The 25,141-nt window shown below is 72.5% G+C and carries 19 protein-coding genes and 1 pseudogene; 4 read left to right on the forward strand and 16 right to left on the reverse strand.

The annotated features are described in order from the left end of the window. Nucleotides 1-130 precede the first annotated feature (130 nt). Nucleotides 131-3,454 (reverse strand): dTMP kinase, encoded by a 3,324-nt coding sequence (gene tmk / locus ACFW5B_RS22545; protein ID WP_386442354.1) that lies wholly within the window; start codon nucleotides 3,452-3,454, stop codon nucleotides 131-133. Nucleotides 3,455-3,584: 130 nt separating this feature from the next. Beyond that, entirely contained in the window at nucleotides 3,585-6,440 is a 2,856-nt protein-coding gene (gene topA / locus ACFW5B_RS22550; RefSeq protein ID WP_386442357.1) for a type I DNA topoisomerase, read from the reverse strand. Between the two features lie 506 nt (nucleotides 6,441-6,946). Here topA and ACFW5B_RS22555 point away from each other — a divergent pair. Together ACFW5B_RS22555 and ACFW5B_RS22560 are read left to right on the forward strand one after the other, a co-directional pair. After that, a complete protein-coding gene (locus ACFW5B_RS22555; protein ID WP_386442360.1) occupies nucleotides 6,947-7,576 on the forward strand; it encodes a hypothetical protein in 630 nt (209 codons plus the stop codon). Beyond that, entirely contained in the window at nucleotides 7,573-8,013 is a 441-nt protein-coding gene (locus tag ACFW5B_RS22560; RefSeq protein WP_386442363.1) for a DUF2752 domain-containing protein, read from the forward strand. The genes ACFW5B_RS22555 and ACFW5B_RS22560 overlap by 4 nt, the downstream gene beginning before the upstream one ends. A gap of 77 nt (nucleotides 8,014-8,090) precedes the next feature. Here ACFW5B_RS22560 and ACFW5B_RS22565 read toward each other — a convergent pair whose 3' ends face one another. The 7 genes from ACFW5B_RS22565 to bldG form a co-directional block, all read right to left on the reverse strand. Beyond that, complete coding sequence (locus ACFW5B_RS22565; protein ID WP_386442366.1) at nucleotides 8,091-8,495, reverse strand: hypothetical protein; 405 nt, start codon at nucleotides 8,493-8,495, stop codon at nucleotides 8,091-8,093. A gap of 231 nt (nucleotides 8,496-8,726) precedes the next feature. Continuing rightward, nucleotides 8,727-8,924 (reverse strand): hypothetical protein, encoded by a 198-nt coding sequence (locus tag ACFW5B_RS22570; RefSeq protein WP_386442369.1) that lies wholly within the window; start codon nucleotides 8,922-8,924, stop codon nucleotides 8,727-8,729. An 85-nt stretch (nucleotides 8,925-9,009) separates the two neighbouring features. Further along, nucleotides 9,010-10,557 carry a methyltransferase gene (locus ACFW5B_RS22575; protein WP_386442372.1) on the reverse strand — a complete coding sequence of 516 codons (1,548 nt, stop codon included), beginning with the start codon at nucleotides 10,555-10,557 and terminating at the stop codon, nucleotides 9,010-9,012. A 142-nt stretch (nucleotides 10,558-10,699) separates the two neighbouring features. After that, nucleotides 10,700-11,284 carry a small secreted protein gene (locus ACFW5B_RS22580; RefSeq protein ID WP_386442374.1) on the reverse strand — a complete coding sequence of 195 codons (585 nt, stop codon included), beginning with the start codon at nucleotides 11,282-11,284 and terminating at the stop codon, nucleotides 10,700-10,702. 218 nt (nucleotides 11,285-11,502) lie between these two features. After that, nucleotides 11,503-13,908, reverse strand: a complete 2,406-nt coding sequence (locus ACFW5B_RS22585; RefSeq protein WP_386442377.1) for a sodium-translocating pyrophosphatase — start codon at nucleotides 13,906-13,908, stop codon at nucleotides 11,503-11,505. A 904-nt stretch (nucleotides 13,909-14,812) separates the two neighbouring features. Next, entirely contained in the window at nucleotides 14,813-15,250 is a 438-nt protein-coding gene (locus tag ACFW5B_RS22590; protein ID WP_386442380.1) for an ATP-binding protein, read from the reverse strand. A 111-nt stretch (nucleotides 15,251-15,361) separates the two neighbouring features. After that, on the reverse strand, nucleotides 15,362-15,703 hold the full coding sequence (bldG, locus tag ACFW5B_RS22595) for an anti-sigma factor antagonist BldG (RefSeq protein ID WP_046926810.1): 342 nt from the start codon (nucleotides 15,701-15,703) through the stop codon (nucleotides 15,362-15,364). Nucleotides 15,704-15,865: 162 nt separating this feature from the next. Here bldG and ACFW5B_RS22600 point away from each other — a divergent pair, with 162 nt between their 5' ends. Beyond that, a complete protein-coding gene (locus ACFW5B_RS22600; protein WP_386442382.1) occupies nucleotides 15,866-18,229 on the forward strand; it encodes a DEAD/DEAH box helicase in 2,364 nt (787 codons plus the stop codon). Between the two features lie 177 nt (nucleotides 18,230-18,406). Here ACFW5B_RS22600 and ACFW5B_RS22605 read toward each other — a convergent pair. The 7 genes and pseudogenes from ACFW5B_RS22605 to ssd all read right to left on the reverse strand — a co-directional run. Continuing rightward, nucleotides 18,407-18,724: pseudogene (locus ACFW5B_RS22605) on the reverse strand (Rv3654c family TadE-like protein); the annotation flags it as partial. Further along, complete coding sequence (locus ACFW5B_RS22610) at nucleotides 18,654-19,049, reverse strand: TadE family type IV pilus minor pilin (protein WP_386442384.1); 396 nt, start codon at nucleotides 19,047-19,049, stop codon at nucleotides 18,654-18,656. The gene ACFW5B_RS22610 and the pseudogene ACFW5B_RS22605, both read right to left, overlap by 71 nt. After that, nucleotides 19,036-19,209 carry a DUF4244 domain-containing protein gene (locus tag ACFW5B_RS22615; protein WP_386442387.1) on the reverse strand — a complete coding sequence of 58 codons (174 nt, stop codon included), beginning with the start codon at nucleotides 19,207-19,209 and terminating at the stop codon, nucleotides 19,036-19,038. The genes ACFW5B_RS22610 and ACFW5B_RS22615 overlap by 14 nt, the downstream gene beginning before the upstream one ends. A gap of 228 nt (nucleotides 19,210-19,437) precedes the next feature. After that, nucleotides 19,438-20,247 (reverse strand): type II secretion system F family protein, encoded by an 810-nt coding sequence (locus ACFW5B_RS22620; RefSeq protein WP_386442390.1) that lies wholly within the window; start codon nucleotides 20,245-20,247, stop codon nucleotides 19,438-19,440. A gap of 41 nt (nucleotides 20,248-20,288) precedes the next feature. Continuing rightward, a complete protein-coding gene (locus ACFW5B_RS22625; RefSeq protein ID WP_386442393.1) occupies nucleotides 20,289-21,191 on the reverse strand; it encodes a type II secretion system F family protein in 903 nt (300 codons plus the stop codon). Beyond that, complete coding sequence (locus ACFW5B_RS22630; RefSeq protein ID WP_386442396.1) at nucleotides 21,188-22,354, reverse strand: TadA family conjugal transfer-associated ATPase; 1,167 nt, start codon at nucleotides 22,352-22,354, stop codon at nucleotides 21,188-21,190. The genes ACFW5B_RS22625 and ACFW5B_RS22630 overlap by 4 nt, the downstream gene beginning before the upstream one ends. Further along, complete coding sequence (gene ssd, locus ACFW5B_RS22635; RefSeq protein WP_386442398.1) at nucleotides 22,351-23,589, reverse strand: septum site-determining protein Ssd; 1,239 nt, start codon at nucleotides 23,587-23,589, stop codon at nucleotides 22,351-22,353. The genes ACFW5B_RS22630 and ssd overlap by 4 nt, the downstream gene beginning before the upstream one ends. Nucleotides 23,590-24,054: 465 nt before the next feature. On the opposite strand from ssd, the gene ACFW5B_RS22640 reads away from it, so the two are divergent. Beyond that, nucleotides 24,055-24,963, forward strand: coding sequence for an HAD family hydrolase (locus ACFW5B_RS22640; RefSeq protein ID WP_386442401.1), 909 nt, complete (start codon nucleotides 24,055-24,057; stop codon nucleotides 24,961-24,963). The last annotated feature ends 178 nt before the right edge of the window (nucleotides 24,964-25,141 follow it).

The raw sequence follows: 25,141 nt of genomic DNA on the forward strand, positions 1-25,141 counted from the left end.
ACAACATAACCACCCCCCCCCCCGGCGGGGCCGGGCGCCCCCCGCCGCCCCCCCCCACCCACCACCCGGGGGGGGCCCCCCCCCCCCCCCCCCCCCCCACGGCCGTGTTCGTACGAGGGGAGCCGGCCCGCTAGCCGCGCCGCCCCCGGCCGCCGCGACGGCCGTTCCCGCCCCGGCCGTGATCCGCGTCCTCGTCGTCGCGCGAGCCCAGCAGCTCGTCGGCGAGCGTGGGCAGGTCGTCCAGCGGGGTCTCCTCCGCCCATTCGGGGCGGGGGCGGCCGGACTGCGGGGTCTCGACGGGGCGGCCCGTCGCCGGGTCGATCTGCGGGAGTTCGCGGGTGCGCTCGGTGCGCGACTCGGCGGGGGTGGACGCGGTGCCGTTCCGGCCGGCCGCCGCCTCCGGCGTCTCCTTGCGGAACATCCACGGCGGCACCCGGTCGGCGGGGTCACCGCTCCGCCCGTCGGCGCCGTGCACCTCGTCGCTGCGTACGGGCGGCAGCACGGCGGTCTCCTCCGGGTCCGCGCCGGTGTCCAGGCCCCGCCAGGGGTCCTGGGTGTCCCGCACCGGGGGCAGCACCGCGGTCTCGTCCGCCGCACGGGAGCCGGCGTCGCCCGGGGTCCCGGGCCGCGGCAGCGACTCCTCGGTCCGCTCACCGTCCGAGCCGGAACCGGACGAGGAGGACGGCGACGAGGAATCGTCGGACGTGCTCTCTCCGAACCGCTTCCGCAGGTCCGCGACGTAGGTCTCCGCCGTGGGCGCGTCGGCCGCTTCCGCCGCCTCGGCCGCGGCCTTGGCCTCCGCCGCGGCAGCCGCCTCGGCCGCCGCCTTCCGCGCCTCCTCGGCGCGCAGCAGTGCCGCCTCGGCCTTGCGCTGCTTCTCCAGGCGGCGCTCCTCGGCCTCCTTGCGGAGCCGCGCCTCCTCCTCGTGCTGCTTGCGCAGCCGCTCCTGCTCGGCCTGGCGGGCGCGCTCCTCGGCCTCGCGGCGGGCCCGCTCCGCCTCGGCGGCCTGCCGGGCCTCGTCGGCGCGCTTCCGGGCCTCCTCGGCCTGGCGGGCCTCCTCGCGCGCCCTGGCCTCCTCGGCCTCGCGGCGCTTGCGCTCCTCCTCCTCGGCGCGCAGCCGGGCGAGCTGCTCCTGGCGCTCCCGCTCCAGGCGCTCCTCCTCCGCCTTGCGCGCGGCCTCCTCCTCGGCCTTGCGGCGGGCCTCCTCCTCGGCGGCCTTACGGGCGTCGGCCTGCGCCTGGATCTCGGCCTCGGAGAGCGGGAGCACCTGGTCGAGGCGGTGCCGGACGACGGTGGTGACGGCTTCCGGCTCCTGGCCGGCGTCGACGACCAGATAGCGCGCGGGGTCGGCGGCGGCCAGTGTGAGGAAGCCGGCCCGTACCCGCTGGTGGAAGGCGGCGGGCTCGGACTCCAGCCGGTCGGGTGCCTCGGTGAAGCGTTCCCGTGCGGTCTCCGGGGAGACGTCGAGCAGCACCGTCAGATGGGGGACGAGGCCGTCGGTGGCCCAGCGGGAGATCCGGGCGATCTCCGTGGGGGCGAGGTTGCGTCCGGCGCCCTGGTAGGCGACCGAGGAGTCGATGTAGCGGTCGGTGATGACGACCGCGCCGCGCTCCAGGGCCGGCCGGATGACGCTGTTGACGTGCTCGGCCCGGTCGGCGGCGAACATCAGCGCCTCGGCACGGTCCGACAGCCCGGACGTCGAGACGTCGAGGATGATCGAGCGCAGCCGCTTGCCGATGGCGGTGGCGCCCGGCTCGCGGGTCACCACGACCTCGTGGCCCTTGCCGCGGATCCACTCCGCGAGCGCCTCGACCTGGGTGGACTTGCCGGCGCCGTCGCCGCCCTCCAGGGCGATGAAGAAGCCGGTGGGGGCGGGCGCCTGCGCCGGGTCGCCACCGCGCAGCGCCTCCCGCAGATCCTGCCGCAGCGGTACGCCCTGCCGGTCGTCGACCTTGCCGAGCACCAGCGCGGCGACCGGCAGCAGCAGCGCCCCGGTCAGCATCAGGGTGTAGGCGGCACCGCCGTACGCGAAGGCGAAGGCGCCGCCGCCGAGGTGGTGCGGGCCGATGACGGCCGCGAGCAGCGGCGCGACGATGGCGGCCAGCGCGACGGAGAGCCGGACGACGGCGTGCAGATGCTCGGTCGTCCGGGCGGTACGGGATTCCTCGGACTCCTGGTCCAGCAGGACGTGTCCCGTATGGGCCGCGACACCGGCGGCGATACCGGCCAGCAGCGCCAGCACCAGCACCGTCGTCGGGTCCGGGACCAGGCCCATGGCCAGCAGCGCGAGTCCGGTGGTGGCCACCGCGAGGGCGAGCAGCCGGCGCCGGGAGAGCGTGGGCAGCACCCGGTGGGCGCCCCGGACGCCGACGGCCGCACCGCCGGTCAGCGCGAGCACCAGCAGCGCGAAGGTGGCCGGGCCGCCGGCCAGGTCGTAGCCGTGCAGCGCGGCGAGCGCGACGGCCGCTGCGAGGGCTGCGGCCACCGCGGCGCAGGACGCCACCAGCAGCGGGATCGCGCCCGTACGGCCCTTGTCGGCGGCCGGGCGGGCGGTGCCGCTCGCCGCCTTCTGCCCCTGGGCGGCCTGACCGGACGGCGCCGCGGCGGCCTTCGGACGGCGCAGCCCCTCCAGAGGGGAGCGCGGCCGCGGCGTCGGCACACCGGGGAGCTCGATGAAGTAGAGGATCGACACGGAGGCGGCGAACAGACCGGCGGCCACATACGAGCCGAGCGCGGCCTGGTGCAGGTGGAACCAGTCGATGCCGGTGCCCAGGAGCTTGCTGATGAGGGTGACGACCACCAGGCCGGCGGCCGCGACCGGCAGCGAGAGGAAAGTGGTGCGCAGCGAGAGGCGCCGCAGCGCGTCCATGTTGTCGGGCAGCGGGCGGACCGCGGCGCCCTCGGGGGGCGCGGTGGGCAGCAGGCCGGGTGCGGCACTCTCCCGTGCGACGGTCCAGAAGCGTTCGGCGACGCCGGTGACGAAGACCGTGACCAGCAGCCAGGCCAGTGCGTTGCCCGGCGTCCAGTCGATCCAGAGGGGGGCGATGACCAGCAGCGCGAGCCGCAGCAGATCCGCGCCGATCATCGTCCAGCGCCGGTCCAGCGGGCCGCCGGGCGCAGTGAGCGCGGACAGCGGGCCCAGCAGGACCGCCCCGAAGAGCAGCATCGCCAGCATCCTGGCCGCGAAGACCAGGGTGACCGCGAGGGCGGCTCCCCGATACCCACCGCCGAAGACGGGCTCGCCGCCGAGGGGGACGTACAACGCCGCCTGAAGGGCGAGGAGTACGAGGACAAGCATGGACAGGGCATCGCCGATGCCCCCGACACATTGGGCGCTCCACAGTCGCTTCAGTGGGGGGAAGCGGAGCAGGGCTCGCACGGCGCGCTCGCGGGAATCCGCCGCTAGGGCGCCTGAAGTGGGGGTCACGACCGTTGGCTGCTCGGCACGCGTCATCTCGCCAGCCTATCGATACGGTGCGTCGCGTCGAGCGCCTGCCCGAACAAAGGGCCGGGCCCGACGGAACGAATCCGTCGGGCCCGCCCTTGACCTGCGGTTCCGCCGAGCGGAACCGGCCGGTCCGGCCTCAGTCCTCGGCCGGCGCCGCCGTCTTCTTCGCCACCGCCTTCTTCGCGGTGGTCTTCTTGGCGGTGGCCTTCTTCGCCGTGGTCGTCTTCTTCGCCGTGGTCGTCTTCTTCGCCGCGGTCTTCTTGGCCGCGGTCTTCTTCGCGGCCGTCTTCTTGGCCGGCGCCTTCTTGGCGGCCTTCTTCGCGGTCTTCTTCGCCGGACCCTTGGCGCGCTTCTCGGCGAGCAGTTCGTAGCCCCGCTCGGCGGTGATGGTCTCGACGTCGTCGTCCCGCCGCAGCGTCGCGTTGGTCTCGCCGTCGGTGACATACGCACCGAAGCGGCCGTCCTTCACCACCACCGGCTTACCGCTGACCGGGTCCGTCCCCAGCTCCTTCAGCGGCGGCTTGGCGGCGGCCCGCCCGCGCTGCTTGGGCTGGGCGTAGATCGCCAGCGCCTCGTCGACGGTGATCGTGAAGAGCTGCTCCTCGGTCTCCAGGGAGCGCGAGTCGGTGCCCTTCTTCAGATACGGGCCGTAGCGGCCGTTCTGCGCGGTGATCTCCACGCCCTCGGGGTCCTTGCCGACGACGCGCGGCAGCGACATCAGCTTGAGCGCGTCCGCCAGCGTCACCGTGTCCAGGGACATCGTCTTGAAGAGCGACGCGGTGCGCGGCTTGACCGCGTTCTTGCCGGTCTTCGGGGTGCCCTCGGGCAGGATCTCGGTGACGTACGGGCCGTAGCGGCCGTCCTTGGCGACGATCTGGTGGCCGCTCACCGGGTCCGTGCCCAGCTCGAAGTCGCCGCTCGGCTTGGCGAGCAGCTCCTCCGCGTACTCCACGGTCAGCTCGTCGGGCGCCAGGTCGTCGGGGACGTCGGCGCGCTGGTGGCCCTCGGCGTCCTTCTCCCCGCGCTCCACATACGGGCCGTAGCGGCCGACCCGCAGCTTGATATCGTCGCTGACCGGGAAGGACGAGATCTCCCGGGCGTCGATCGCGCCCAGGTCCTCGACCAGTTCCTTGAGCCCGCCGAGGTGATCGCCGTCGCCGTTGCCGGCGTCCGCGGCACCGCCCTCGCCGTGGCCCTCGCCGAAGTAGAAGCGCCGCAGCCACGGCACGGACTGCGCCTCACCACGGGCGATGCGGTCGAGGTCGTCCTCCATCTTGGCGGTGAAGCCGTAGTCGACCAGCCGGCCGAAGTGCTTCTCCAGGAGGTTGACCACCGCGAACGACAGGAAGGAGGGGACCAGCGCGGTGCCCTTCTTGAAGACGTAGCCGCGGTCGAGGATCGTGCCGATGATCGACGCATAGGTCGACGGACGGCCGATCTCGCGCTCTTCCAGCTCCTTGACCAGCGTGGCCTCGGTGTAGCGGGCGGGCGGCTTGGTGGCGTGCCCGTCGGCGGTGATCTCCTGCGCGGCCAGCGCGTCGCCGTCGGCGACCTGCGGCAGCCGGCGCTCGCGGTCGTCCAGCTCGGCGTTCGGGTCGTCGGCGCCCTCCACATAGGCCTTCAGGAAGCCGTGGAAGGTGATGGTCTTGCCGGAGGCGCTGAACTCGGCGTCCCGGCCGTCGGCGGACCGGCCGCCGATCTTGACCGTGACGGAGTTACCGGTCGCGTCCTTCATCTGGGAGGCGACGGTCCGCTTCCAGATCAGCTCGTAGAGCCGGAACTGGTCGCCGGTCAGGCCGGTCTCGGCCGGGGTGCGGAAGCGGTCGCCGGAGGGGCGGATCGCCTCGTGCGCCTCCTGGGCGTTCTTGACCTTGCCGGCGTAGGTGCGCGGCTTGTCCGGCAGATAGTTCGCACCGTACAGATGGGTCACCTGCGCCCGTGCCGCGGCGACCGCGGTGTCCGAGAGCGTGGTGGAGTCCGTACGCATATAGGTGATGTAGCCGTTCTCGTACAGCTTCTGCGCCACCTGCATGGTCGCCTTGGCGCCGAAGCCGAGCTTGCGGCTGGCCTCCTGCTGGAGGGTGGTCGTACGGAACGGGGCGTACGGCGAGCGCCGGTAGGGCTTGGACTCGACCGAGCGCACCGCGAAGTCGGTGTGCTCCAGGGCGGCGGCGAGCGCGCGGGCGTTCGCCTCGTCCAGATGCAGGACCTCGTTCTTCAGCTGCCCGTTGGAGCCGAAGTCCCGGCCCTGCGCGATACGGCGGCCGTCGACGGTGGTCAGACGGGCGGTCAGCGTCGACGGGTCGCTCACGTCCCCGGCCCGTCCGGTGGAGAAGGTGCCGGTCAGGTCCCAGTACTCGGCGGAGCGGAAGGCGATGCGCTCGCGCTCCCGCTCGACGACGAGGCGGGTCGCCACGGACTGCACCCGGCCGGCCGACAGCCGCGGCATGACCTTCTTCCACAGGACCGGCGAGACCTCGTAGCCGTAGAGGCGGTCGAGGATGCGGCGGGTCTCCTGGGCGTCGACCAGCTTCTGGTTCAGATCGCGCGGATTGGCGACGGCCTCGCGGATCGCGTCCTTGGTGATCTCGTGGAAGACCATCCGGTGGACGGGGACCTTGGGCTTGAGGATCTCCTGGAGGTGCCAGGCGATGGCCTCGCCCTCCCGGTCCTCATCTGTGGCCAGATAGAGCTCATCGGACTCGGCCAGCAGCTCCTTGAGCTTCTTGACCTGGTCCTTCTTGTCACTGTTGACGACATAGATCGGCTGGAACTCGGCGTCGACGTTCACGCCGAGGCGGGCCCACGGCTCGCCCTTGTACTTCGCCGGGACCTCTGCGGCGCCGTTCGGCAGATCGCGGATGTGTCCGACGCTGGCCTCGACCACGTAGCCAGGGCCGAGGTAGCCCTTGATCGTCTTCGCCTTGGCAGGCGACTCGACGATGACGAGTCGGCGGCCGCCGCCGTCTGTGGTCTCGCTGGTCGGGGACAACTTCGCTCTTCTCTCCGGTCGACGCTGGAAACGCTCCCCGGCCGGACGCCGGGACGCACTGCGGTGACGCTTGACGCTGCGGAGTGTGACGGTACCTCCCGGCCCCGTGTCAAACGGAAAAACCCCGCAACGCCACTCGAACGGTAACCCGACTACATGCCTTCATGCCGCCCGGACCGCATCGGGCGCCGTCGCGGGCCGCGGGGACGGTCCTGTGGATCATGACGGGGCCGTACCGCTCCCCGGTGTCCACGCCGGCCGTTCCCCGCGCGCCGCGGCCCCGGCACCTCCGGTGATTCCACACAGTGACGGATCACCGACGCCTCCTCGCTCACCCGGGGCCGCACACCGCGCGATCCGCCGGCAGACATCTGTCACAAGGCGGCGCCGGATGCCGTCATTGCCTTGATACCGCACGTGAGCGGGCTGGCAGGATGGACACGGCACGGCTCGCCGTTCGAGCCGGGCCTCGCCGTCGTCACGCACTCTCGGGGGGAACAGCACCCATGGCCCACCAGCACCCCGGACCGCCTCCGGAGCAGCCGCCCGGCCAGCCCGGTCAGAACCCCTACGCCACGCCGGAGGACGGCGGTCCCGCGGCGGCCGGCTACGGCTATCCGCAGGGCGGCCGTCCCGGGGAGCCCGGATACGGGTACCCGCAGCCCGCCCCGCAGCCGCAGCCCGGATACGGCTATCCGCAGGAGGCCACGCAGCCGGCGCCGCCGCCCGGTTTCGCGCCGGCCGCGCCGCAGCAGCCGGTGCCCGGCGGCTTCCAGCCCGGGGCGCAGCCCGGCGGGATGGCGCTGTCGCTCGGCGATATCGCGGTCACCGGCGACACAATCATGACGCCGGCCGGGCCGATGCCGCTCAAGGGTGCGGTGTGGACGGCGACCGACATGTCGCGGACGGAGGAGAAGATCCCGGCGCACGCGGTCGTGCTCGCCATCGTCTTCTTCCTCTTCTGCCTGCTCGGTCTGCTCTTCCTGCTGATGAAGGAGAAGGTGACGACCGGGTTCGTGCAGGTCACGGTGGTCAGCGGCGGGCGGCACCACGCGACAATGATCCCGGTGCAGTCCCCGCAGCAGGTGATGTTCGTACTGAACCAGGTCAACTACGCCCGGTCGCTGAGCGTGTGAGCAGCGGGCAGTCCTGGGGGCCCGCCGAGCCCGCGGGCCCCACGGGGGCGTCGGTCCGGGCGCGGACCCTCCGCCAGGCGTCGGTCGCGCTCGGCGTCGGCACGGCGGCGGCCGTCTACCTCTGGCACACCAATCCGCACCAGCCGGGGCAGATCCTGCTCCCCTGCCCCTTCAAATGGGCCACCGGGCTGCTGTGCCCGCTGTGCGGCGGGACGCGGATGGCGTACGACCTGATGCACGGGGAGCTCGTGACGGCGTTCCACGACAACGCGGTGCTGCTCGTCCTGGGCGGGCCGGCCGTGGCGTACGCCGTCGGGCGATGGCTGGTCGCCGGTCTCCGCGGGCGGGTGTACCGGCCGCGGCTGTCGGGCCGCGGCAATGCCGTGATGCTCGGCATCGGCATGGTGTGGATGCTCGCCCGCAATCTCGTCGGCTAGAGGGACGGCTGACGGTCCGGCGGACGGCTGACGGTCCGGCCGCGGTCCGGACCGTCGCCTTCCGTGCTGTCAGCGCGTCAGCGGACGGTGACCGTGACGACCGGCGAGACGGTGCTGCCGGTGGCCATCCGGAGCTGGTTGACGCCCTTGATGCCGAGCTTGACCCGCACCGAGTACGCGCCGCTGGAGTTGACCGGCGTCTGCGCGGGCAGCGAGACCCACTTGGCGCCCTGCTTCTGCTGGACGGTCAGCTTGGTGCCGGCCTTGATGCCCTTGGCGATGCCGGTGATCCGGAACTCCTGCCAGGCCTTGACCGTCGTCACACTGGCCTTGGCCGTCAGGGAGGCGGCGGCCGGTGCGGTGGCCACGACCGGCGTGGGCGAGTGGAGGTCCTGCGGTGCGGCGAAGGCCGCGGCCGAGCCACCGGCCAGCAGGGAGACGGCGATGACGCCGACGGAGGCGAAGCGAAGTGCACGGTTCATAGGTGTTCCTCACTGAGGGGGCCGGCTCGTCGGGCGGCCGGCCTGTCGGTGACCTTCACTGAGGAACATGCCCGGAGCCGGCGGATAGTTCCCTCGTACCGGCACACACCGGCCATATCTGACAGAACTGGCCGGAAGTGAACGGGGCGCCCCATGAGCGCAGTTGAGGACGGTGCCTCTTACAAGGGTGCCGGACGGGCGTGCGGCGGAACGAAGTGGCGAAGCCCGCGGCTACAGCGCCACCAGCAGCCAGCAGCCCGTCGCCAGGAAGACCACCCCGGACAGCAGCGCCGTGGCGGTGGCGACCGGACGGCTGACACCGTCGGCGACCGGCCCGCCGGTCCGCGCGCAGACGCCCGTCCACACCAGAAGTCCGGCGCCGAACAGCGCGAACGCCATACCGGCGAATGCCTCGGGTCCTCTCTCCATGCGGGCAGCGTGGCACCCCGGGGCGGCATCCCGGCGAACGCCGGATGAACGGGGCCGGTATGTCGCCCGCGCGGCCCCACCGCCGTCAGCCGCCCGCGGGCACCGGCTCCAGGAACCCCTGCTCGACCAGCATCCGGATCGACGCCGGGGTGCGGTCCCGCAGCAGTACCGGGTCCTCGCCGACGAGTTGGGCGATGGCGTCCAGAATCCGCCCGGCGGGCAGGGAGCCGTCACACACCCCGGCGAAGCCCGCACCGACCGTGTCCACCTTCGTGGCCCGCCGCATGCCGCGGTTCTGACGCAGCACCACATGTTCCGGGTCCTCCGCCCCGGGCAGCCCGACCTGCTCCTGGACCACCTCGTCGGCGAGCCGGAAGTGGCCGGCCAGCAGCGCCGCGTCGTCGGTGGCCCGCAGGTAGTCCTGGCGGTCGAAGTGCCGTACGACCGCGTCCCCCAGCGGCTGTTCGACCGGGTGCGGCCATTCCTCGACGGTGACGGAGGAGGCCTCCGCACCGGACTTGCGCAGCGTGATCCAGCCGAAGCCGATGGCCTTGGTCTTGCGCGCCTCGAACTCGTCGAGCCAGGCGTCGTACCGCGCCGCGTAGGCCTCGTCGCCCGCCCGGTGGTCGCCCGCGTCGCGCAGCCACAGCTCGGCGTACTGGGTGATGTCCTGCACCTCGCGCTGCACGATCCAGGCGTCACAGCCCCGCGGTACCCAGGACCGCAGCCGGTCCTGCCACTCCTCGCCCGCCACATGCTGCCAATTGGCCAGCAGCTGGCAGTAACCGCCGTCGTTGAGATGCGCCGCCGACTGCTGGACGAGCGTGCGGCACAGGTCGTCGCCGCCCATCCCGCCGTCCCGGTAGGTGAGCCGGGCGCCCGGGGAGATCACGAACGGCGGGTTGGACACGATCAGGTCGTACGTCTCGTCGCCCACCGGCCCGAACAGCGAGCCCTCCCGCAGGTCCGCCGGCGCCGCACCGGAGAGCGCCAGCGTCAGCGCGGTGATCCGCAGCGCCCGGGGGTTGAGGTCGGTGGCCGTGACCCGGGTGGCGTGCTGCGCGGCGTGCAGCGCCTGGATGCCGGAGCCGGTACCGAGGTCGAGCGCCTTGCCGACCGGGCGGCGCACCGTGATCCCGGCCAGGGTCGTGGACGCACCGCCGACGCCGAGCACCAGCTCCGCGCGGTCCGCCTCCCCGGCGCCCCGGATGCCGCCGGCCCCGCCGACCGCGCAGCCCAGGTCGGAGACGATCCACCAGTCCTGCCCCTCTGGGCCGCCGTACGGGCGTACGTCCACACTGGCGCGCACCTCGTCGCCGTCCTGCACCAGCCAGCCGTCGGCGAGGCAGTCCGCGACCGGCAGCGCGGCCTGCGCGCGCCGCTGATCCACCGGGCGCTGGAGCAGGAACAGCCGCACCAGGGTCTCCAGCGGGCTGTCGCCGCGGGTCGCCCGCAGGGCGGGAACGGTCTCGCTGCGCGCGAGCGCGGCATAGGCCGGCCCGCCGAGCAGGTCCAGCAGTCCGTCGGCGGTGAAGTCGGCGGCCAGCAGCGCCTCGCGCAGCCGGGCCGTGCGGGCGTGGCTCTCGGGGTCCTGGTCATCTGCGGTGGGGAGGTGCGTACTCACGTCCCCCATTGTCGGCCCTGCCACTGACAAACCGCGACGGCCCGGCGGCACGCCCTTCCCGGGCGCGTCGCCGGGCCGTCGGAGCCGTTGCCGGGGCGCGGATGCCGCGGCTGCCCGGCGTGGCCGACCCGCGCGGCCGGCTCGTGCGGCGCTACGACTTCTTGGACTGCGTGGGTGCCGGGGAACCGGACGCGGCGGGGTTCTGACAGCCCTTCTGGGCGGCCATCGCCGTGCCGACCTCACCGGCCTCCAGGTTCTTGAAGGCGGCCTCGCTCTGCTTGTTGAGCTTGTTGATGCCGTTGGAGAGGTCGCGCAGACCGTCCGCGAACTTGAGCTTGTCCGAGGTGTCCAGGCTGTCGACCTGCTTCTGGAGGTCCGCGTAGCCCTTGGACAGCGAGTTGAGTTCCTTGACGGCGTTCTGCTGGGCCTGCTTGCCCTGGTCGGTCGGCGGCGGCCCGGCCTTCTCCAGGGACTTGGCCAGCGAGGCGTAGGCACTGGAAATCTTCTGGAAGGCCGCGGAGTCGGTCTGCTGGACCTTCTTGGAGTCCGTGCTGCCGTTGTCGGCCGTCTGCATGGCGCCGTTGGCGTCCTGGATCTTCTTGAACTGAGCCTGCGCAGGGTCGCAGAAACTCTTCGCCCAGTCATTGAGCTTCTTGTTGCTGTCGTCGCTGCAGCCGGTCAGCGCGAGCACCAGTGCGGCACCGCCGGACAGTGCAGCCACAAGCTTCTTGTTCACCGGATTGGTCCCTTCCATGGCTCTCGGCCCCGGAACATACACGCCCAAAGGGCCTGGGCCAGTGGTCGGGCATCCCGCCCTGCCCTCATTGCAGCCATTTGCACCAAGGACCGCAGGGCCACCCGGGCACACGGAAGGCGGGTGGCCGGCGTCCGCAAAAAACGCCGTCCACCCGCCCAGTTGAGCGGTCCGCGAGCCCTTCCGGTGGTCCTTTCCGGCTAGGACGCCACCGCCGTTTTCGCCGATTTGGCGATGCCTTCCTGATCTTCGGAGTTGTCTTCGTCACCCACGGCGATTCCGCGCCGCTTGGAGACGTAGACCGCACCGACGATGACGGCGATCGCCAGCAACGCGACCACGAGCTGGACGCCCACGCTCTTGTCCTGGCCGTATGAGAACTTGACCACAGCGGGCGCGATCAGCAGCGCCACCAGGTTCATGACCTTCAGCAGCGGGTTGATCGCCGGGCCCGCGGTGTCCTTGAACGGATCACCGACGGTGTCGCCGATGACCGTCGCGGCATGCGCCTCGCTGCCCTTACCGCCGTGATGCCCGTCCTCGACCAGCTTCTTGGCGTTGTCCCACGCACCACCGGAGTTGGCGAGGAAGACGGCCATCAGCGTGCCGGTGCCGATCGCACCCGCCAGGAACGAGCCGAGCGCGCCGACGCCCAGGGAGAAGCCGACCGCGATCGGGGTGAGCACGGCCAGCAGCCCGGGGGTGGCCAGCTCACGCAGCGCGTCCTTGGTGCAGATGTCCACGACCCGCCCGTACTCGGGCGTCTCGGTGTAGTCCATGATCCCGGGACGCTCCCGGAACTGCCGGCGCACCTCGAAGACCACCGATCCGGCCGACCGCGACACCGCGTTGATCGCCAGCCCGGAGAACAGGAAGACGACCGAGGCGCCGAGGACCAGCCCGACCAGGTTGTTGGGCTGCGAGATGTCCAGGCTGAGCCCCATCCCGGTGGCGGCGCTGCCGACGCCCCGCACGGCGGTGGCGATCGCGTCCCGGTACGAGCCGAAGAGCGCGGCCGCGGCCAATACGGCGGTCGCGATGGCGATGCCCTTGGTGATGGCCTTGGTGGTGTTGCCCACCGCGTCCAGGTCGGTCAGCACCTGCGCGCCGTCACCGGTGACGTCACCGGACATCTCGGCGATGCCCTGCGCGTTGTCGGAGACCGGACCGAAGGTGTCCATCGCCACGATCACGCCGACCGTGGTCAGCAGGCCGGTTCCGGCCAGCGCCACCGCGAACAGCGCCAGCATGATCGAGGCGCCGCCCAGCAGGAACGCCCCGTAGACGGCCAGACCGATCAGCACCGCCGAGTAGACGGCCGACTCCAGGCCGATCGAGATACCGGAGAGCACGACCGTGGCCGGGCCGGTCAGCGAGGTCTTCCCGATGTCCCGTACGGGCCGCCGGGTGGTCTCGGTGAAGTAGCCGGTCAGCTGCTGGATCAGCGCGGCCAGCACGATGCCGATGGCGACCGCCACCAGCGCCAGCATCCGCGGGTCGCCGCGGTGGCTGAGGATCTCGATGTCGGAGACGCCCTTGAGGCCCTGGTAGCTGGACGGCAGGTAGGTGAACACGGCGGCGGCCACCAGGACCAGCGAGATGCCCGCGGAGATGAAGAAGCCGCGGTTGATGGCGGTCATGCCGCTGCGGTCGCTGCGCCGGGGCGCGACGACGAAGATGCCGATCATCGCGGTGAGCACGCCGATGGCCGGGACCAGCAGCGGGAACGCGAGCCCGGCGTCGCCGAAGGCGGCCATACCCAGGATGAGCGCGGCGACCAGGGTCACCGCGTACGACTCGAAGAGGTCGGCGGCCATACCGGCGCAGTCACCGACGTTGTCGCCCACGTTGTCCGCGATGGTCGCGGCGTTGCGCGGGTCGTCCTCGGGGATGCCCTGCTCGACCTTTCCGACCAGGTCGGCGCCGACGTCCGCGGCCTTGGTGAAGATGCCGCCGCCGACCCTCATGAACATCGCGATCAGCGCGGCGCCGAGACCGAAGCCCTCCAGCACCTTGGGCGCGTCGACGGCGTACACCAGCACCACGCAGGAGGCGCCGAGCAGCCCCAGCCCCACGGTGAACATTCCGACGACGCCACCGGTACGGAATGCGATCTTCATCGCCTTGTGAGAGACCGCCGTAAGATCCTTTTCCCGGGTATCACCCTTGTCCGGAGTGGCTTCCCGGGCGGCCGCCGCAACGCGCACATTGCTGCGTACGGCGAGCCACATGCCGATATAGCCGGTGGCCGCCGAGAATCCGGCACCGATCAAGAAGAAGGCGCTGCGTCCGGCGCGCTGCGTCCAATTGTCCGCAGGCAGCAGCATGAGCAGGAAGAACACCACGACGGCGAATACACCGAGGGTCCGCAACTGCCGTGCCAGGTAGGCATTTGCGCCTTCCTGCACGGCCGCCGCGATCTTCTTCATACTGTCGGTTCCCTCACCGGCCGCGAGCACTTGGCGGACCAGCACCGCCGCGACAGCCAGCGCCGCCAGGGCGACCACGGCGATCACCAGCACGATGCCGCGGTTGCCCGCCGTAAGGGACGGCCCGGCCAGAAAAGTGGGGGTGTCAAGCAACTGAGGGGTGTAAGGCCCCGCCATTCGTCCTCCTTGACGTTTGGCACATGGGCGCGCGGAAGCACGCTCAGGCGTCCTGAGCAAGATGTGGACGGATTGTAGGGAGCCGCGGTTGATCAAAACAGTACGCGTCAAAGGGAATTCGCCGGTAGCGGCGAAGATCAAAAGGCCGACGCGGTACGGAATTCGCCCGGACGAAGGAAAGCGCCGAATTCGCTGACCACGGCCCGATGATCTCCCTGTCGTACTGATCGCCTATGGACCGCCCACTGATCGCCGCTGCTCAAGGACGCCGCATCGGAGCCTGCGCCGATCGGGGTGCGCGTGACACCGAAGAGAATTGATCCACCCGGCTACGGCCGAAGGAGTGACCCGGGCCGCCCGGACCGCTCCCCACCCCTCGATGAGGGACCGTCAGATCGAGTCCGGATCGCAACGCATGGGGCGGGGGCGGAATCCGGGACGGGGGCGCCAGGGGCAGCCATTGGGCGCGGGCGGGGCGGACGGAGGGCCGGGGGGGGGGAACCGCGGCGTGGGGCCATCGCGGGCCTCGCGGGCAGGCGGAAGCCGCCGCGGAGGTCAGAGCCCGGCAGAAGGCCGTACGGGGCTCTCTCCGGCGATCTCGTGGCCGAGGGGCGGGATCTCATGGCCGACGGGCCAGGCGGTCGTGAACAAGCGGGCCACGGGCGCCGTCATCGCGCTCGGGGCGTTGGCGGTCTTGGAACCCGTCGTCGCTCTTGGAGTGTCGGTCGTCGTGGGTGCGCGGCCGGACCGTGGATGTCATGGCTCGTGCCGCGTCACGTGCGGACGGCACGGCGCCCATGGGCGGCAGGGCGCCGACGGACGGCGCGGTCACCTGCTTACGGCACGGCCATTTGCGTGCGGACAGCGGAGCCCCGGAGACGCCCCGCCGACGGCCCGCCGTGCCCTACGGCAGGACCGCAGCCGTCGTGGTGGGCCAGGTCATGCGGATCAGCCCGCCGTCCTTGCCGGCGGTCACCTCGACGTCGTCGACCAGCCCGCTGATCACGGCGAGGCCCATCTCGTCCTCGCCCTCGGCGTCGCTCTCCGCGACGCCCTCGGCCTCGTCGGCGCCTCGCGCCGTACCGGAGTCGCCGGTCACTCCGTCGCCCACCTCGATCGAGAACTTCTTCTCGCCCTCGATCAGCAGGACCCGGACCGGCGAGGTGATGTCATGGCTCTCGTGCAGGCCCACGGCCCGGCTGCACGCCTCACCGACGGCGAGCCGCACCTCGTCCAGGACGGCCTCGTCCACCCCCGCGCGCCGTGCCACGGCAGCCGCGACCAGACGCGCGGTGCGGACATGCTCGGGAAGGGCGCTGAAGCGAAGTTCGACGGTGGCCATGCCATCCCCCTCGTTATGCGGGCGTGCGACGCAGGGGGCCGGACCGGTGTCCGGTACCCCCCACTGCTCTTCCTCCCCCGCGCCGGCCGGCGCGGGGGACCGGCAAAACCGTCAGTCAGTCGCCGAGACGGCTTCGTCGACCGAGGTGTGAATCGGGAACACCTTGGTCAGTCCGGTGATACGGAAGATCTTGAGAATGCGCTCCTGGTTGCAGACCAGGCGCAGCGAGCCCTCATGGGCACGCACCCGCTTGAGTCCGCCGACCAGGACGCCGAGCCCAGTGGAGTCCAGGAAGTCGACACGTTCCATGTCCACCACGAGGTGGTAGCTTCCGTCGTTCACAAGCTCGACCAGCTGCTCCCGCAGCTTGGGCGCGGTGTATACATCAATCTCGCCACCGACCTCGACGACCGTACGGTCGCCAACGGTCCGGGTCGACAGGGACAGGTCCACGGATCCTCCAGCACCTTGCTATCGAGCGGTCGCCCCCCTGGGGCCTCCCCACCGTAGGTAGGGGCGGATCTGGCAGCCGCGATGGCATTCAATCACTTACCGGTAGGCGTGCACGACGCCCTTTGAGCATTGTCCGTCACTCCGGTGACACACTCGGTGCCGATGGCCTCCAATCCCGTCCCGCCGGATGCGGGCGCGCGCTCGTCCCCAGGCATGATTCTCGACCGTCTCGCCAGGGGCGCGACCCGCGCTGCGCGCATCACTCATACGGAGCACTTGCCCCCGCGCATCGGCAGCCATGCCGACTGGCCGCAACAGATCCGGCCGGAAGTGATCGACGCCATCCGGTCAGCCGGAATCGAGCGTCCCTGGGCTCACCAGGCACGGACGTCCGAACACGCACTGCGCGGCGAATCGGTCGTGGTCGCCACCGGCACCGCCTCGGGGAAGTCCCTGGCGTATCTCGCGCCGGTCCTCTCCACCCTCCTGGACGGCTCGGAGGCCCCGAACGGGAGAGGGGCCACGGCCCTGTATCTGGCCCCTACCAAGGCACTGGCGGCCGATCAGCGGCGTGCCGTACGTGAGCTGGCGGCCCCGCTGGGCACGACCGTGCGGCCCGCGGTCTACGACGGCGACACCCCCGTCGAGGAGCGCGAGTGGGTCCGCCAGTACGGCAATTACGTCCTGACCAACCCCGACATGCTGCATCGCGGCATCCTGCCGTCGCACTCCCGCTGGTCCTCCTTCCTGCGGGCGCTGCGCTATGTCGTCATCGATGAATGCCACAGCTATCGCGGCGTCTTCGGCTCCCATGTCGCGCAGGTCATCCGCCGGCTGCGCCGTATCTGCGCCCGTTACGGCTCCGAGCCGGTCTTTCTGCTCGCCTCCGCCACGGCCGCGGAACCGGGTCGGGCGGCGACCCGGCTCACCGGTCTGCCCGTGGTGGAAATCACTGAGGACACCTCGCCGCGCGGCGAGTTGGTCTTCGCGCTGTGGGAGCCGCCGCTGACCGAACTCCACGGCGAGCAGGGCGCCCCGGTCCGCCGGACCGCCACCGCCGAGACCGCCGATCTGCTCACCGATCTGGCCGTCCAGGGCGTACGCACCGTCGCGTTCGTCCGCTCCCGGCGCGGCTCCGAACTCATCGCCCTGATCGCGCAGGAGCGGCTCGCCGAGGTGGACCGCTCGCTGCCCGGCCGGGTCGCCGCCTACCGGGGCGGATATCTGCCCGAGGAGCGCCGCGCCCTGGAACGCGCCCTGCACAGCGGCGAGCTGCTCGGTCTGGCCGCCACCACGGCGCTCGAACTGGGTGTGGACGTCTCCGGTCTGGACGCCGTGGTCATCGCCGGCTATCCGGGGACCCGGGCGTCCCTGTGGCAGCAGGCCGGGCGGGCGGGGCGCGCCGGGCAGGGCGCGCTCGCCGTGCTCGTGGCCCGCGACGATCCGCTGGACACCTATCTCGTCCACCATCCCGAGGCGCTCTTCGACCAGCCCGTCGAAACCACCGTCCTCGACCCCGACAACCCTTACGTGCTCGCTCCCCACCTGTGCGCGGCCGCCGCCGAACTCCCGCTCACCGAGGACGACTTCCCGCTCTTCGGGTCGGCTTCGGCCGGACTGATGCCGCAGCTGGAGGCCGCGAGCCTGCTGCGCCGGCGTGCCAAGGCCTGGCACTGGACGCGCCGCGAGCGCGCCGCCGACCTCACCGACATCCGTGGGCAGGGCGGCTCGCCGGTACAGATCGTGGAGGCGGGCACCGGGCGGCTGCTGGGCACCGTGGACGCCGCCGCCGCGCACACCACCGTCCATGACGGCGCGGTCCACCTCCACCAGGGCCGTACCTATCTCGTGCGGGAACTCGACCTCGCCGATGACGTGGCGCTCGTCGAGGAGGCCAGCCCGCCGTATTCCACGACCGCCCGGGACACCACCGCGATCTCCGTCCTCGAGACCGACACCGAGATCCCCTGGGGCGACGCCCGGCTGTGCTTCGGGTCCGTCGAGGTCACCAATCAGGTCGTCTCCTTCCTGCGCCGCAAACTGATCACCGGCGAGGTCCTGGGCGAGACCAAGCTCGATCTGCCGCCCCGTACGCTGCGCACCCGCGCGGTGTGGTGGACGGTCACCGAGGACCAACTCGACGCCGCCAGGGTCAATCCCGAGCAGCTGGGCGGCGCCCTGCACGCCGCGGAACACGCCTCCATCGGCATGCTGCCGCTCTTCGCCACCTGCGACCGCTGGGACATCGGCGGCGTCTCCGTGCCGCTCCACCCGGACACCCTGCTGCCGACCGTCTTCGTCTACGACGGCCACCCGGGCGGCGCCGGATTCGCCGAGCGTGCCTTCCACACGGCCGCCGAGTGGCTCACCGCCACCCGCGATGCCATCGCCTCCTGCGAATGCGAGGCCGGCTGCCCTTCCTGCATCCAGTCCCCCAAATGCGGCAACGGCAACGACCCGCTCCACAAACGGGGCGCCATCCGGCTGCTGGGCGAACTGCTGCGGGGGGTGCCGCGGGGGGCGTAACGAGGCCGTGGCGGTACAGGCGTGGGCCACGGCAGATGACGCCCGAGCGGACCGGATGCCGGCCGCAGTGGGCGACGCCCGAGGAGGCCGGGCCCGCGCCGGGGCGCCGTCCCCCGGTGGCCCGGCCCGCGACCGTACCCGGGAGGTGAAGGGGGAGTTGCCCGCCTCGGCCGAGACGTCGGCGACCTGAGCGGTCACCGCGCAGCGCACCAGGCGGGTGTGCTGCGCGGCCGCCACCCGGCGGGCCGCCGCGCAGGCCGCGGTCGGCCCCCGCAGGGCGTGATCCGCGGCGGCCAGCGCCGCGAGGTCCGCCGCGCCACCCGCCCGGTGCCGCGCCGCGACGGCCTGACCCACGCCGACCAGAGCCACGAACACCGCGCACAGCGCCGCCGTGGCGAAGACCGTCCAGACCGTCGCCGAGCCCTCATCGGCGCACCGTCTCCTCCGCAAGAGCCACCGCCTCCCCCGTGACCTGCACCTTGAGTTGCTCCACACCGGGCAGCCCGGCCGCGACCCGTACCCGCACCAGATCGCCCTCCCGCGCCACGGCGATCCGCGCGCCCCGCGGAGCCGCGCCCCGGGCTGCAGCGATCACCGCCGCCGGTGGTTCCGACCGCGCCGCGGCACGCGCCCCCGCCCGCGCCGCGTCCACACACTCGATACGGGCACAGACCGCCGTCAGCCCCCAGACGAGTGCCGCTACGACCGCCACCAGAACGGGCGTGACCACGGCGGTCTCCGCCGTCACGAAGCCGGCATCGCGGGCCCGGGGGATGCCCCCGACCCACGGGTCCGGGGCACAGCCGTCAGAACTGGACATTGATCGCCCTCTCGAGCACCGACTGCAGCAACGCCTTTACCGGTCCGCTCGTCACGACCTTGTAGAGCACCGCCGCCAACGCACACGCCGCCAGCGTCCCGACGGCGTACTCCGCCGTGGTCATCCCCCGGTCATCCGCCCCGGTGGCGCGCAGCTTCACCCACCACCGTCGCGACATTCCGCCCCGCAACATTCGAACCCCCTTTGAACGGTCCTACGAATAGCCGCTGATGAACGGCCGTTGACCCATGACTTCTGGTTGATCACTTGTGGTTCATGACTGCTGGTGGCCGACTCCGCGCCCCCCTTCACCGGCCTCACCGCCACGCTCTCCGCACAGCGCCACGAATCCCGCAATGCCCGCGAACACGCCACGCCCGCCGCTCAGTTACGCCCCCAGCAGCCCGCTCGCCAGGCCGATCAGCACGGGCGCCACCCCGAGCGTCAGGAACGCCGGCAGAAAGCAGGCCGACAGCGGCAGGGTGACCAGCACCCCGGCCCGTCGGGCCTGTGCGGTCGCCACCCGGGCCTGGTCCGCCCGGAGTTCGGCGGCGATCCGGGAGGCCGACTCGACGGCCGGCACCCCGGATATCCCGGCGCGCTCCATACATCGCGCCAGCCCTTCGGCACCGGGGAGAGCACCCAACCGTGGCCATACGACCGCTGGTTCACCGCCCAGGCGCAGTTCCGCCGCCACCTGGCGCAACCGCTCGGCGACCGGCCCGTCGAGTGACCGGCCCACCGCCTCGGCCGCTTGCCGCGGCCCGGCCCCGGCCGCGAGGCAGGCCGCCAGCAGATCGCCCGCCGGTGCCAGCTCCGCCCGCACCTCCGCGGCCGCCGACCGAACCGCCTCCTTGCCTCGTTGGCGGACCAGGCGGTGATACACCCCGTAGCCCACGGCGAGTCCCGCCAGGACCCCCGTCATGCCACCGACGAGAATGATCACGAGGCCGGCCGCCGCCAGGGGGCCGGCCCATTCCTGCAGCCGACCGCGTTCTGGCGTGCCGTCCCGGACCGTCGCCGTACGCCGCCACCACCGGGCACGGACGGATGTGCCGGTCCGGGGCCCGTCCTTTCCGTAGCGATGCGCCCCGGCACCCCACACCTCCGCGAGCCGTCTCCGTACGGCGCGTGCGCGGTGCGCCTCCCGTGCCAGCGCCACGGCGCACAGCACCGCCGTCATGGCAGCGACCGCCATCCCCACCCTGTGGACAACTTCCGCACTCACATCGATCCCCCCTACGCCCCTTCCGCTGCCGTGACGATCCGGGCCGTCCAAGCCACCCCGCCCCACTCCAGGAGCCCTCCGACCACCAGGCAGCCCCACCCGGCCGGGGTGTGCAGCAGCACCCGCAGGGGGTCGGCGCCCAGTGCGCTGCCCATCAGGAGCCCGGCGGCCGGCAGCAGCGCCAGCATCAGCGCGGTGGCCCGGGGGCCGGCCAACTGGGCGCGCAGTTCGTCGCGCTGGTCCCGCTGCGCCCTGAGCCCGGCCGCGATCCGCTCCAGCCCCGAGGCCAGCCCGGCGCCGCCCTCCACGGCCACCTGCCAGCACGCGGCCATACCGGTCAGCCCCGCGGCCCCCGGCTGCCGCGCCGCGGAGCGCAGCGCCTGAGAGACGTCCCCGCCGTACCGCGCGGCGGCCAGCACCGCCGAACCCGCGGCTCCCAGACCCGGCGTCCCCGCGGCGAGCAGGGCCTGCGCGGGCTGCCGCCCGGCCCGCAGCTCCCCCGCCACCGCCGCGCACAGTCCGATCACCGCATCGGCCCGCCGGTCCCGCACGCGCCCCGCCCCACGGGCGGCCAGCCACCGGCGGACGAGGAACACGGCGGGCACCGAAGCGATCACCGGGATCACGGACCCGCCCAGTACCGCCAGCGCAAGCCCCACCGGCAGACACCAGACCTCCTGCCCGACGTCTCCCCAGCGGCCGAGGCTCCGACGACGCCCCGTTTCCCCCTCGATCGACCGCCCCGCGCACCACTTCCGTACCCCCTCGCGCCGACTCCCTGCTGATTCCGCCTCTCCTCCGCCGAGCAGCGCCCGCGCCCGCCGCCGTACGTCCTCCGCCCGGCCACCGGCCGACCGGAGGGCGGCGCCCGCACAGAGCACCGCGATCACCAGCACCACACCGGCCGCACTCATCGGGACGCACCCCCGCCCCGCTCGCACAGCTGCCGCAATCGCCCCCAGCCACGCTCCTCCTGGAATCCGAGCGGGCCCCAGACGGCGGCCGGCACGGTCACCACGAAGCCCTCGCGGTCCCGCTCCAGGACATGGAGCTCGGCGATCCGGCGCCGCCCTGTCCGGTCGCGGACGAGATGCAGCACCACCGAGAGCGCGGCGGCCAGCTGACTGTGCAGCGCGGCGCGGTCCAGGCCTGCGGTCGAACCGAGAGCCTCCAGGCGCGCGGGCACATCGCAGGCGGCGTTGGCGTGGACCGTGCCGCACCCGCCCTCATGGCCCGTATTCAGGGCCGCCAGCAGGTCCGTGACCTCGGCGCCGCGCACCTCGCCCACCACCAGCCGGTCGGGGCGCATTCGCAGCGCCTGCCGTACGAGGTCCCGCAGGGTCACCCGGCCGACGCCCTCCTGGTTGGCGGGCCGGCTCTCCAGCCGCACCACATGGGGATGGTCGGGCCGCAGCTCCGCCGAGTCCTCGGCCAGGACGATCCGCTCGGCGGGGCCGACCAGGCCGAGCAGGGTGCTGAGCAGTGTGGTCTTGCCGCTGCCCGTACCGCCGCTGACCAGGAACGACAGCCGGGCCGCCAGCAGCGCCCGGAGCAGCCGGTCGCCGCCCGGCGGGACCGTGCCGGCCGCCACCAGTTCGGCGAGGCCGAAGGCCCGTGGCCGCAGCACCCGCAGGGACAGGCAGGTCCCGGCGACGGCCACCGGGGGCAGCACGGCATGCAGCCGGGTGCCGTCCGGCAGGCGGGCGTCCACCCAGGGCCGGGCGTCGTCCAGCCGTCGGCCGGCCACCGCCGCCAGCCGCTGCGCGAGCCGGCGCACCTCCGCCGCGTCGCGGAAGCGGACGTCCGTGCGCTCCAGCCCGCCACCGCGGTCCACCCACACCTCGTCCGGCGCGGTGACCAGGACGTCCGTGACGTCGGGCGCGGCCAGCAGCGGCTCCAGCGGCCCGCTGCCGACCATCTCGGACCGCAACGCGGCCACCACTCCCAGCACTTCGGCGTCCCCCAGCAGCCGCCCCTGCTCGCGCAACGCCACGGCCACCCGGGCGGGTGTCGGCTCCGCGCCGGCCTCGGCGAGCCGCCGGCGCACCCCCTCCAGCAGGTCCTGTCCGTGGCTCATGCCCGCCCTCCGCTCCGGCCGCCCGCTCGGGAAGCCGCCTGGGCAACCGCAGGACCGTGCGCACCGGCCGCGGGGCCCGAGCCGCGCCCTGCACCGCCACCCGGCCCCGGCCCGGCGGCGGACGGCGGCCCGCTCCCGCCGCCCCCGCTCTCCGTCAGCCGCTGCCAGAACGCCGTGCCGAACCGCGCGAGCGGCCCGCGTACCTGCGCCCCCGGTGGCAGCCCGCGCGACAGATCGGCCAACAGGCCTGCCTCCCAGGGCACTTCACCGGCCAGGGGCAGCTCCATGAGGCGGGCGATCTCGTGCGGCGGCAGGCCGTGCCCGTGGCGGCCGGGAGCCCCGCGCGCCACCACGCGCAGATCGCCGAGCGCCCGCTGCACCCCGGCGGCCACCCGCTGCGCCGCAGCGACCGCGCGCAGCTCCGTAGGGACGAGCAGCAGACCCATGTCCACCTGGGCCAGGGCCTCCGTCACCGCCGCGTCGACCCGGCGCGGCAGGTCCACCACCACGACACCGCCGCGGCGGCGTGCCGCGGCCATCACCGCGCGCATGGCCGGCGGCGGGATGGTGACATCGGAACCCCGGTCCCAGCTGAGGACGCGCAGCGCGTGCAGGCGCGGCAGTGCCTCGGCCAGGGCGCCGCAGGCCACCCGCCCCCGTGACTCGGCGAAGGCGGGCCAGCGCAGGCCCTTCTCCTTCTCGCCGCCGAGCAGCACGTCCAGCCCGCCGCCCAGCGGGTCGCCGTCGACGAGCAGGGTGCGCAGTCCCGCGCGGGCCGCCGTGACGGCCAGCGCACCGGCCAGGGTGCTCGCTCCGGCGCCGCCGCAGCCGCCGATGACGCCGACCGTCAGGGCCGGCGGCCCGACGCCCTCGACCGCATCGGCGATCCGGTCCGCCAGCCAGCGCTCGCCTTCGGGGAGAGCCAGCACCCGCTCGGCCCCGAGGGCGACGGCCAGCCGCAGGACGGCCGGATCGTCCGCGTCCCGCCCCGTGAGGATGACGCCCGCCCGGCGTCCGGCGCCGCGCATGCGGGGTGCGCAGTCGGCGCCGACGATCACCAGGGGCGGCGCCTCCCAGTCCCCTCTGCGGGCGGGCAGGCCATGGGCCACTTCGGGCAGCGCCCCGGCCGCCGCACACAGCCTGAGAAGATCGTCGAGGAGTCTTTCGTCCTCGGTGATGATCAGCGGGCCGCCCCGCACCTCGCCGGTGTCGACCGGCCGTTCCGATGGCGTCATTCCGGCCACGTTCCGTCCCCCTGTCGCTACGCAACTCGCACATCCGCGAACTCGCGGACTTTCACGGTGCAGCGATCGGGGAAATCTTGTGGATCTTGACCCAAAATTGTGGACAACTCCGCGGCTGTGAATATCCCTGTCACCTATTCCGGCGACGGCGGCCACTTCAGGACACACGGAGCCTTCCACAGAGCAGCGCGCTGACTACGATGCGTAATGACGCGGGAGCGCTGAGGCCGGGGGCGCCGCGTGGGCCGGGAGAAGTGTGGATCCACGTCCGAAGACGGAAAATGCGTCCGGACATGCGACGACCCCCGCCGGGGGGGAGAGCGGGGGTCGTCCCCACGGCCGACTCGGGGGGGGGGAGGAGCCGGACCGGGTTAGCACGGTCGCGAACGATCCGTGACTTCCATGGTGTACCCGAGAGCCTTCTCAGGCAAACCCACGCGCCACACCTTACGCCGAATGGTGGGCGCCTATGCTCGCCCCGTGGAAAACCACTCCGTGCCTCACTCGACTCCCCGTACTGCCGCGTTCTTCGACTTGGACAAGACCGTCATTGCTAAGTCGAGCACGCTGACCTTCAGCAAGTCGTTCTACCAAGGCGGCCTGATCAATCGGCGGGCCGTACTGCGCACTGCGTACGCCCAGTTCGTGTTCCTGGCGGGCGGCGCCGACCACGATCAGATGGAGCGGATGCGGGAATATCTCTCCTCACTGTGCCGCGGCTGGGACGTGGCACAGGTGCGGGAGATCGTTGCCGAGACGCTGCACGATCTGATCGACCCCATCATTTATGACGAGGCGGCCTCACTCATCGAGGAGCATCACGCCGCGGGCCGCGACGTCGTGATCGTCTCCACCTCGGGCGCCGAGGTGGTCGAGCCGATCGGTGAACTCCTGGGCGCGGACCGGGTGGTGGCCACCCGTATGGTCGTCGGCGAGGACGGCCGCTTCACCGGAGAGGTGGAGTACTACGCCTACGGCCCGACCAAGGAAGAGGCCGTGCGGGGGCTCGCCGAGTCCGAGGGCTACGACCTCGAGCGCTGCTACGCGTACAGCGATTCGGCCACCGATGTCCCGATGCTCTCGGCGGTCGGCCACCCCTTCGCCGTCAATCCGGACCGGGCGCTGCGCCGCGAGGCGGTCGCGCGGGGCTGGCCGGTTCTCTCCTTCAACCGGCCGGTCCCGCTCAAGCAGCGACTGCCGACGCTGTCGATGCCCTCACGGCCGGTGCTCGCCGCCATGGCCGCGGTGGGCGCGGCCATGGCCACCGCGACGCTGGTCTGGTACGCGAGCCGGCGGAAAACCCCCGAGCCGCGCCTCGGTCTTATTGGCCGGAACGGTCAAGCCGCCCGTAATGCCCGCGTTTGAAGTCAAACACAAAGATCTGGTAGGTGGGGTTCCGCTTCCCCCGCCCGAGTAGTACAAAGGACTTAACGGCCCGCGAGACCAAGGACATCCGAGAGGAACACCTTTAACGCAGGAAGTGGCCCACGGACCGGTGCATGAAAGTTGGGCACCCACGCGACGCCGACCCGTCGATTACGGG

The organism is Streptomyces sp. NPDC058773 (genome assembly GCF_042746015.1).
Classification (GTDB): Bacteria; Actinomycetota; Actinomycetes; order Streptomycetales; family Streptomycetaceae; genus Streptomyces.

Bases quoted from the DNA above. Each gene is read 5' to 3' on its own strand.
- tmk (WP_386442354.1), bottom strand. From the start codon at position 3,454: ATGACGCGTGCCGAGCAGCCAACGGTCGTGACCCCCACTTCAGGCGCC.
- ACFW5B_RS22555 (WP_386442360.1), top strand. From the start codon at position 6,947: ATGGCCCACCAGCACCCCGGACCGCCTCCGGAGCAGCCGCCCGGCCAG.
- ACFW5B_RS22565 (WP_386442366.1), bottom strand. From the start codon at position 8,495: ATGAACCGTGCACTTCGCTTCGCCTCCGTCGGCGTCATCGCCGTCTCC.
- ACFW5B_RS22570 (WP_386442369.1), bottom strand. From the start codon at position 8,924: ATGGAGAGAGGACCCGAGGCATTCGCCGGTATGGCGTTCGCGCTGTTC.
- ACFW5B_RS22575 (WP_386442372.1), bottom strand. From the start codon at position 10,557: ATGGGGGACGTGAGTACGCACCTCCCCACCGCAGATGACCAGGACCCC.
- ACFW5B_RS22585 (WP_386442377.1), bottom strand. From the start codon at position 13,908: ATGGCGGGGCCTTACACCCCTCAGTTGCTTGACACCCCCACTTTTCTG.
- ACFW5B_RS22590 (WP_386442380.1), bottom strand. From the start codon at position 15,250: ATGGCCACCGTCGAACTTCGCTTCAGCGCCCTTCCCGAGCATGTCCGC.
- ACFW5B_RS22600 (WP_386442382.1), top strand. From the start codon at position 15,866: ATGGCCTCCAATCCCGTCCCGCCGGATGCGGGCGCGCGCTCGTCCCCA.
- ACFW5B_RS22610 (WP_386442384.1), bottom strand. From the start codon at position 19,049: ATGTCCAGTTCTGACGGCTGTGCCCCGGACCCGTGGGTCGGGGGCATC.
- ACFW5B_RS22620 (WP_386442390.1), bottom strand. From the start codon at position 20,247: ATGGCGGTCGCTGCCATGACGGCGGTGCTGTGCGCCGTGGCGCTGGCA.
- ACFW5B_RS22625 (WP_386442393.1), bottom strand. From the start codon at position 21,191: ATGAGTGCGGCCGGTGTGGTGCTGGTGATCGCGGTGCTCTGTGCGGGC.
- ACFW5B_RS22630 (WP_386442396.1), bottom strand. From the start codon at position 22,354: ATGAGCCACGGACAGGACCTGCTGGAGGGGGTGCGCCGGCGGCTCGCC.
- ssd (WP_386442398.1), bottom strand. From the start codon at position 23,589: ATGACGCCATCGGAACGGCCGGTCGACACCGGCGAGGTGCGGGGCGGC.
- ACFW5B_RS22640 (WP_386442401.1), top strand. From the start codon at position 24,055: ATGGTGGGCGCCTATGCTCGCCCCGTGGAAAACCACTCCGTGCCTCAC.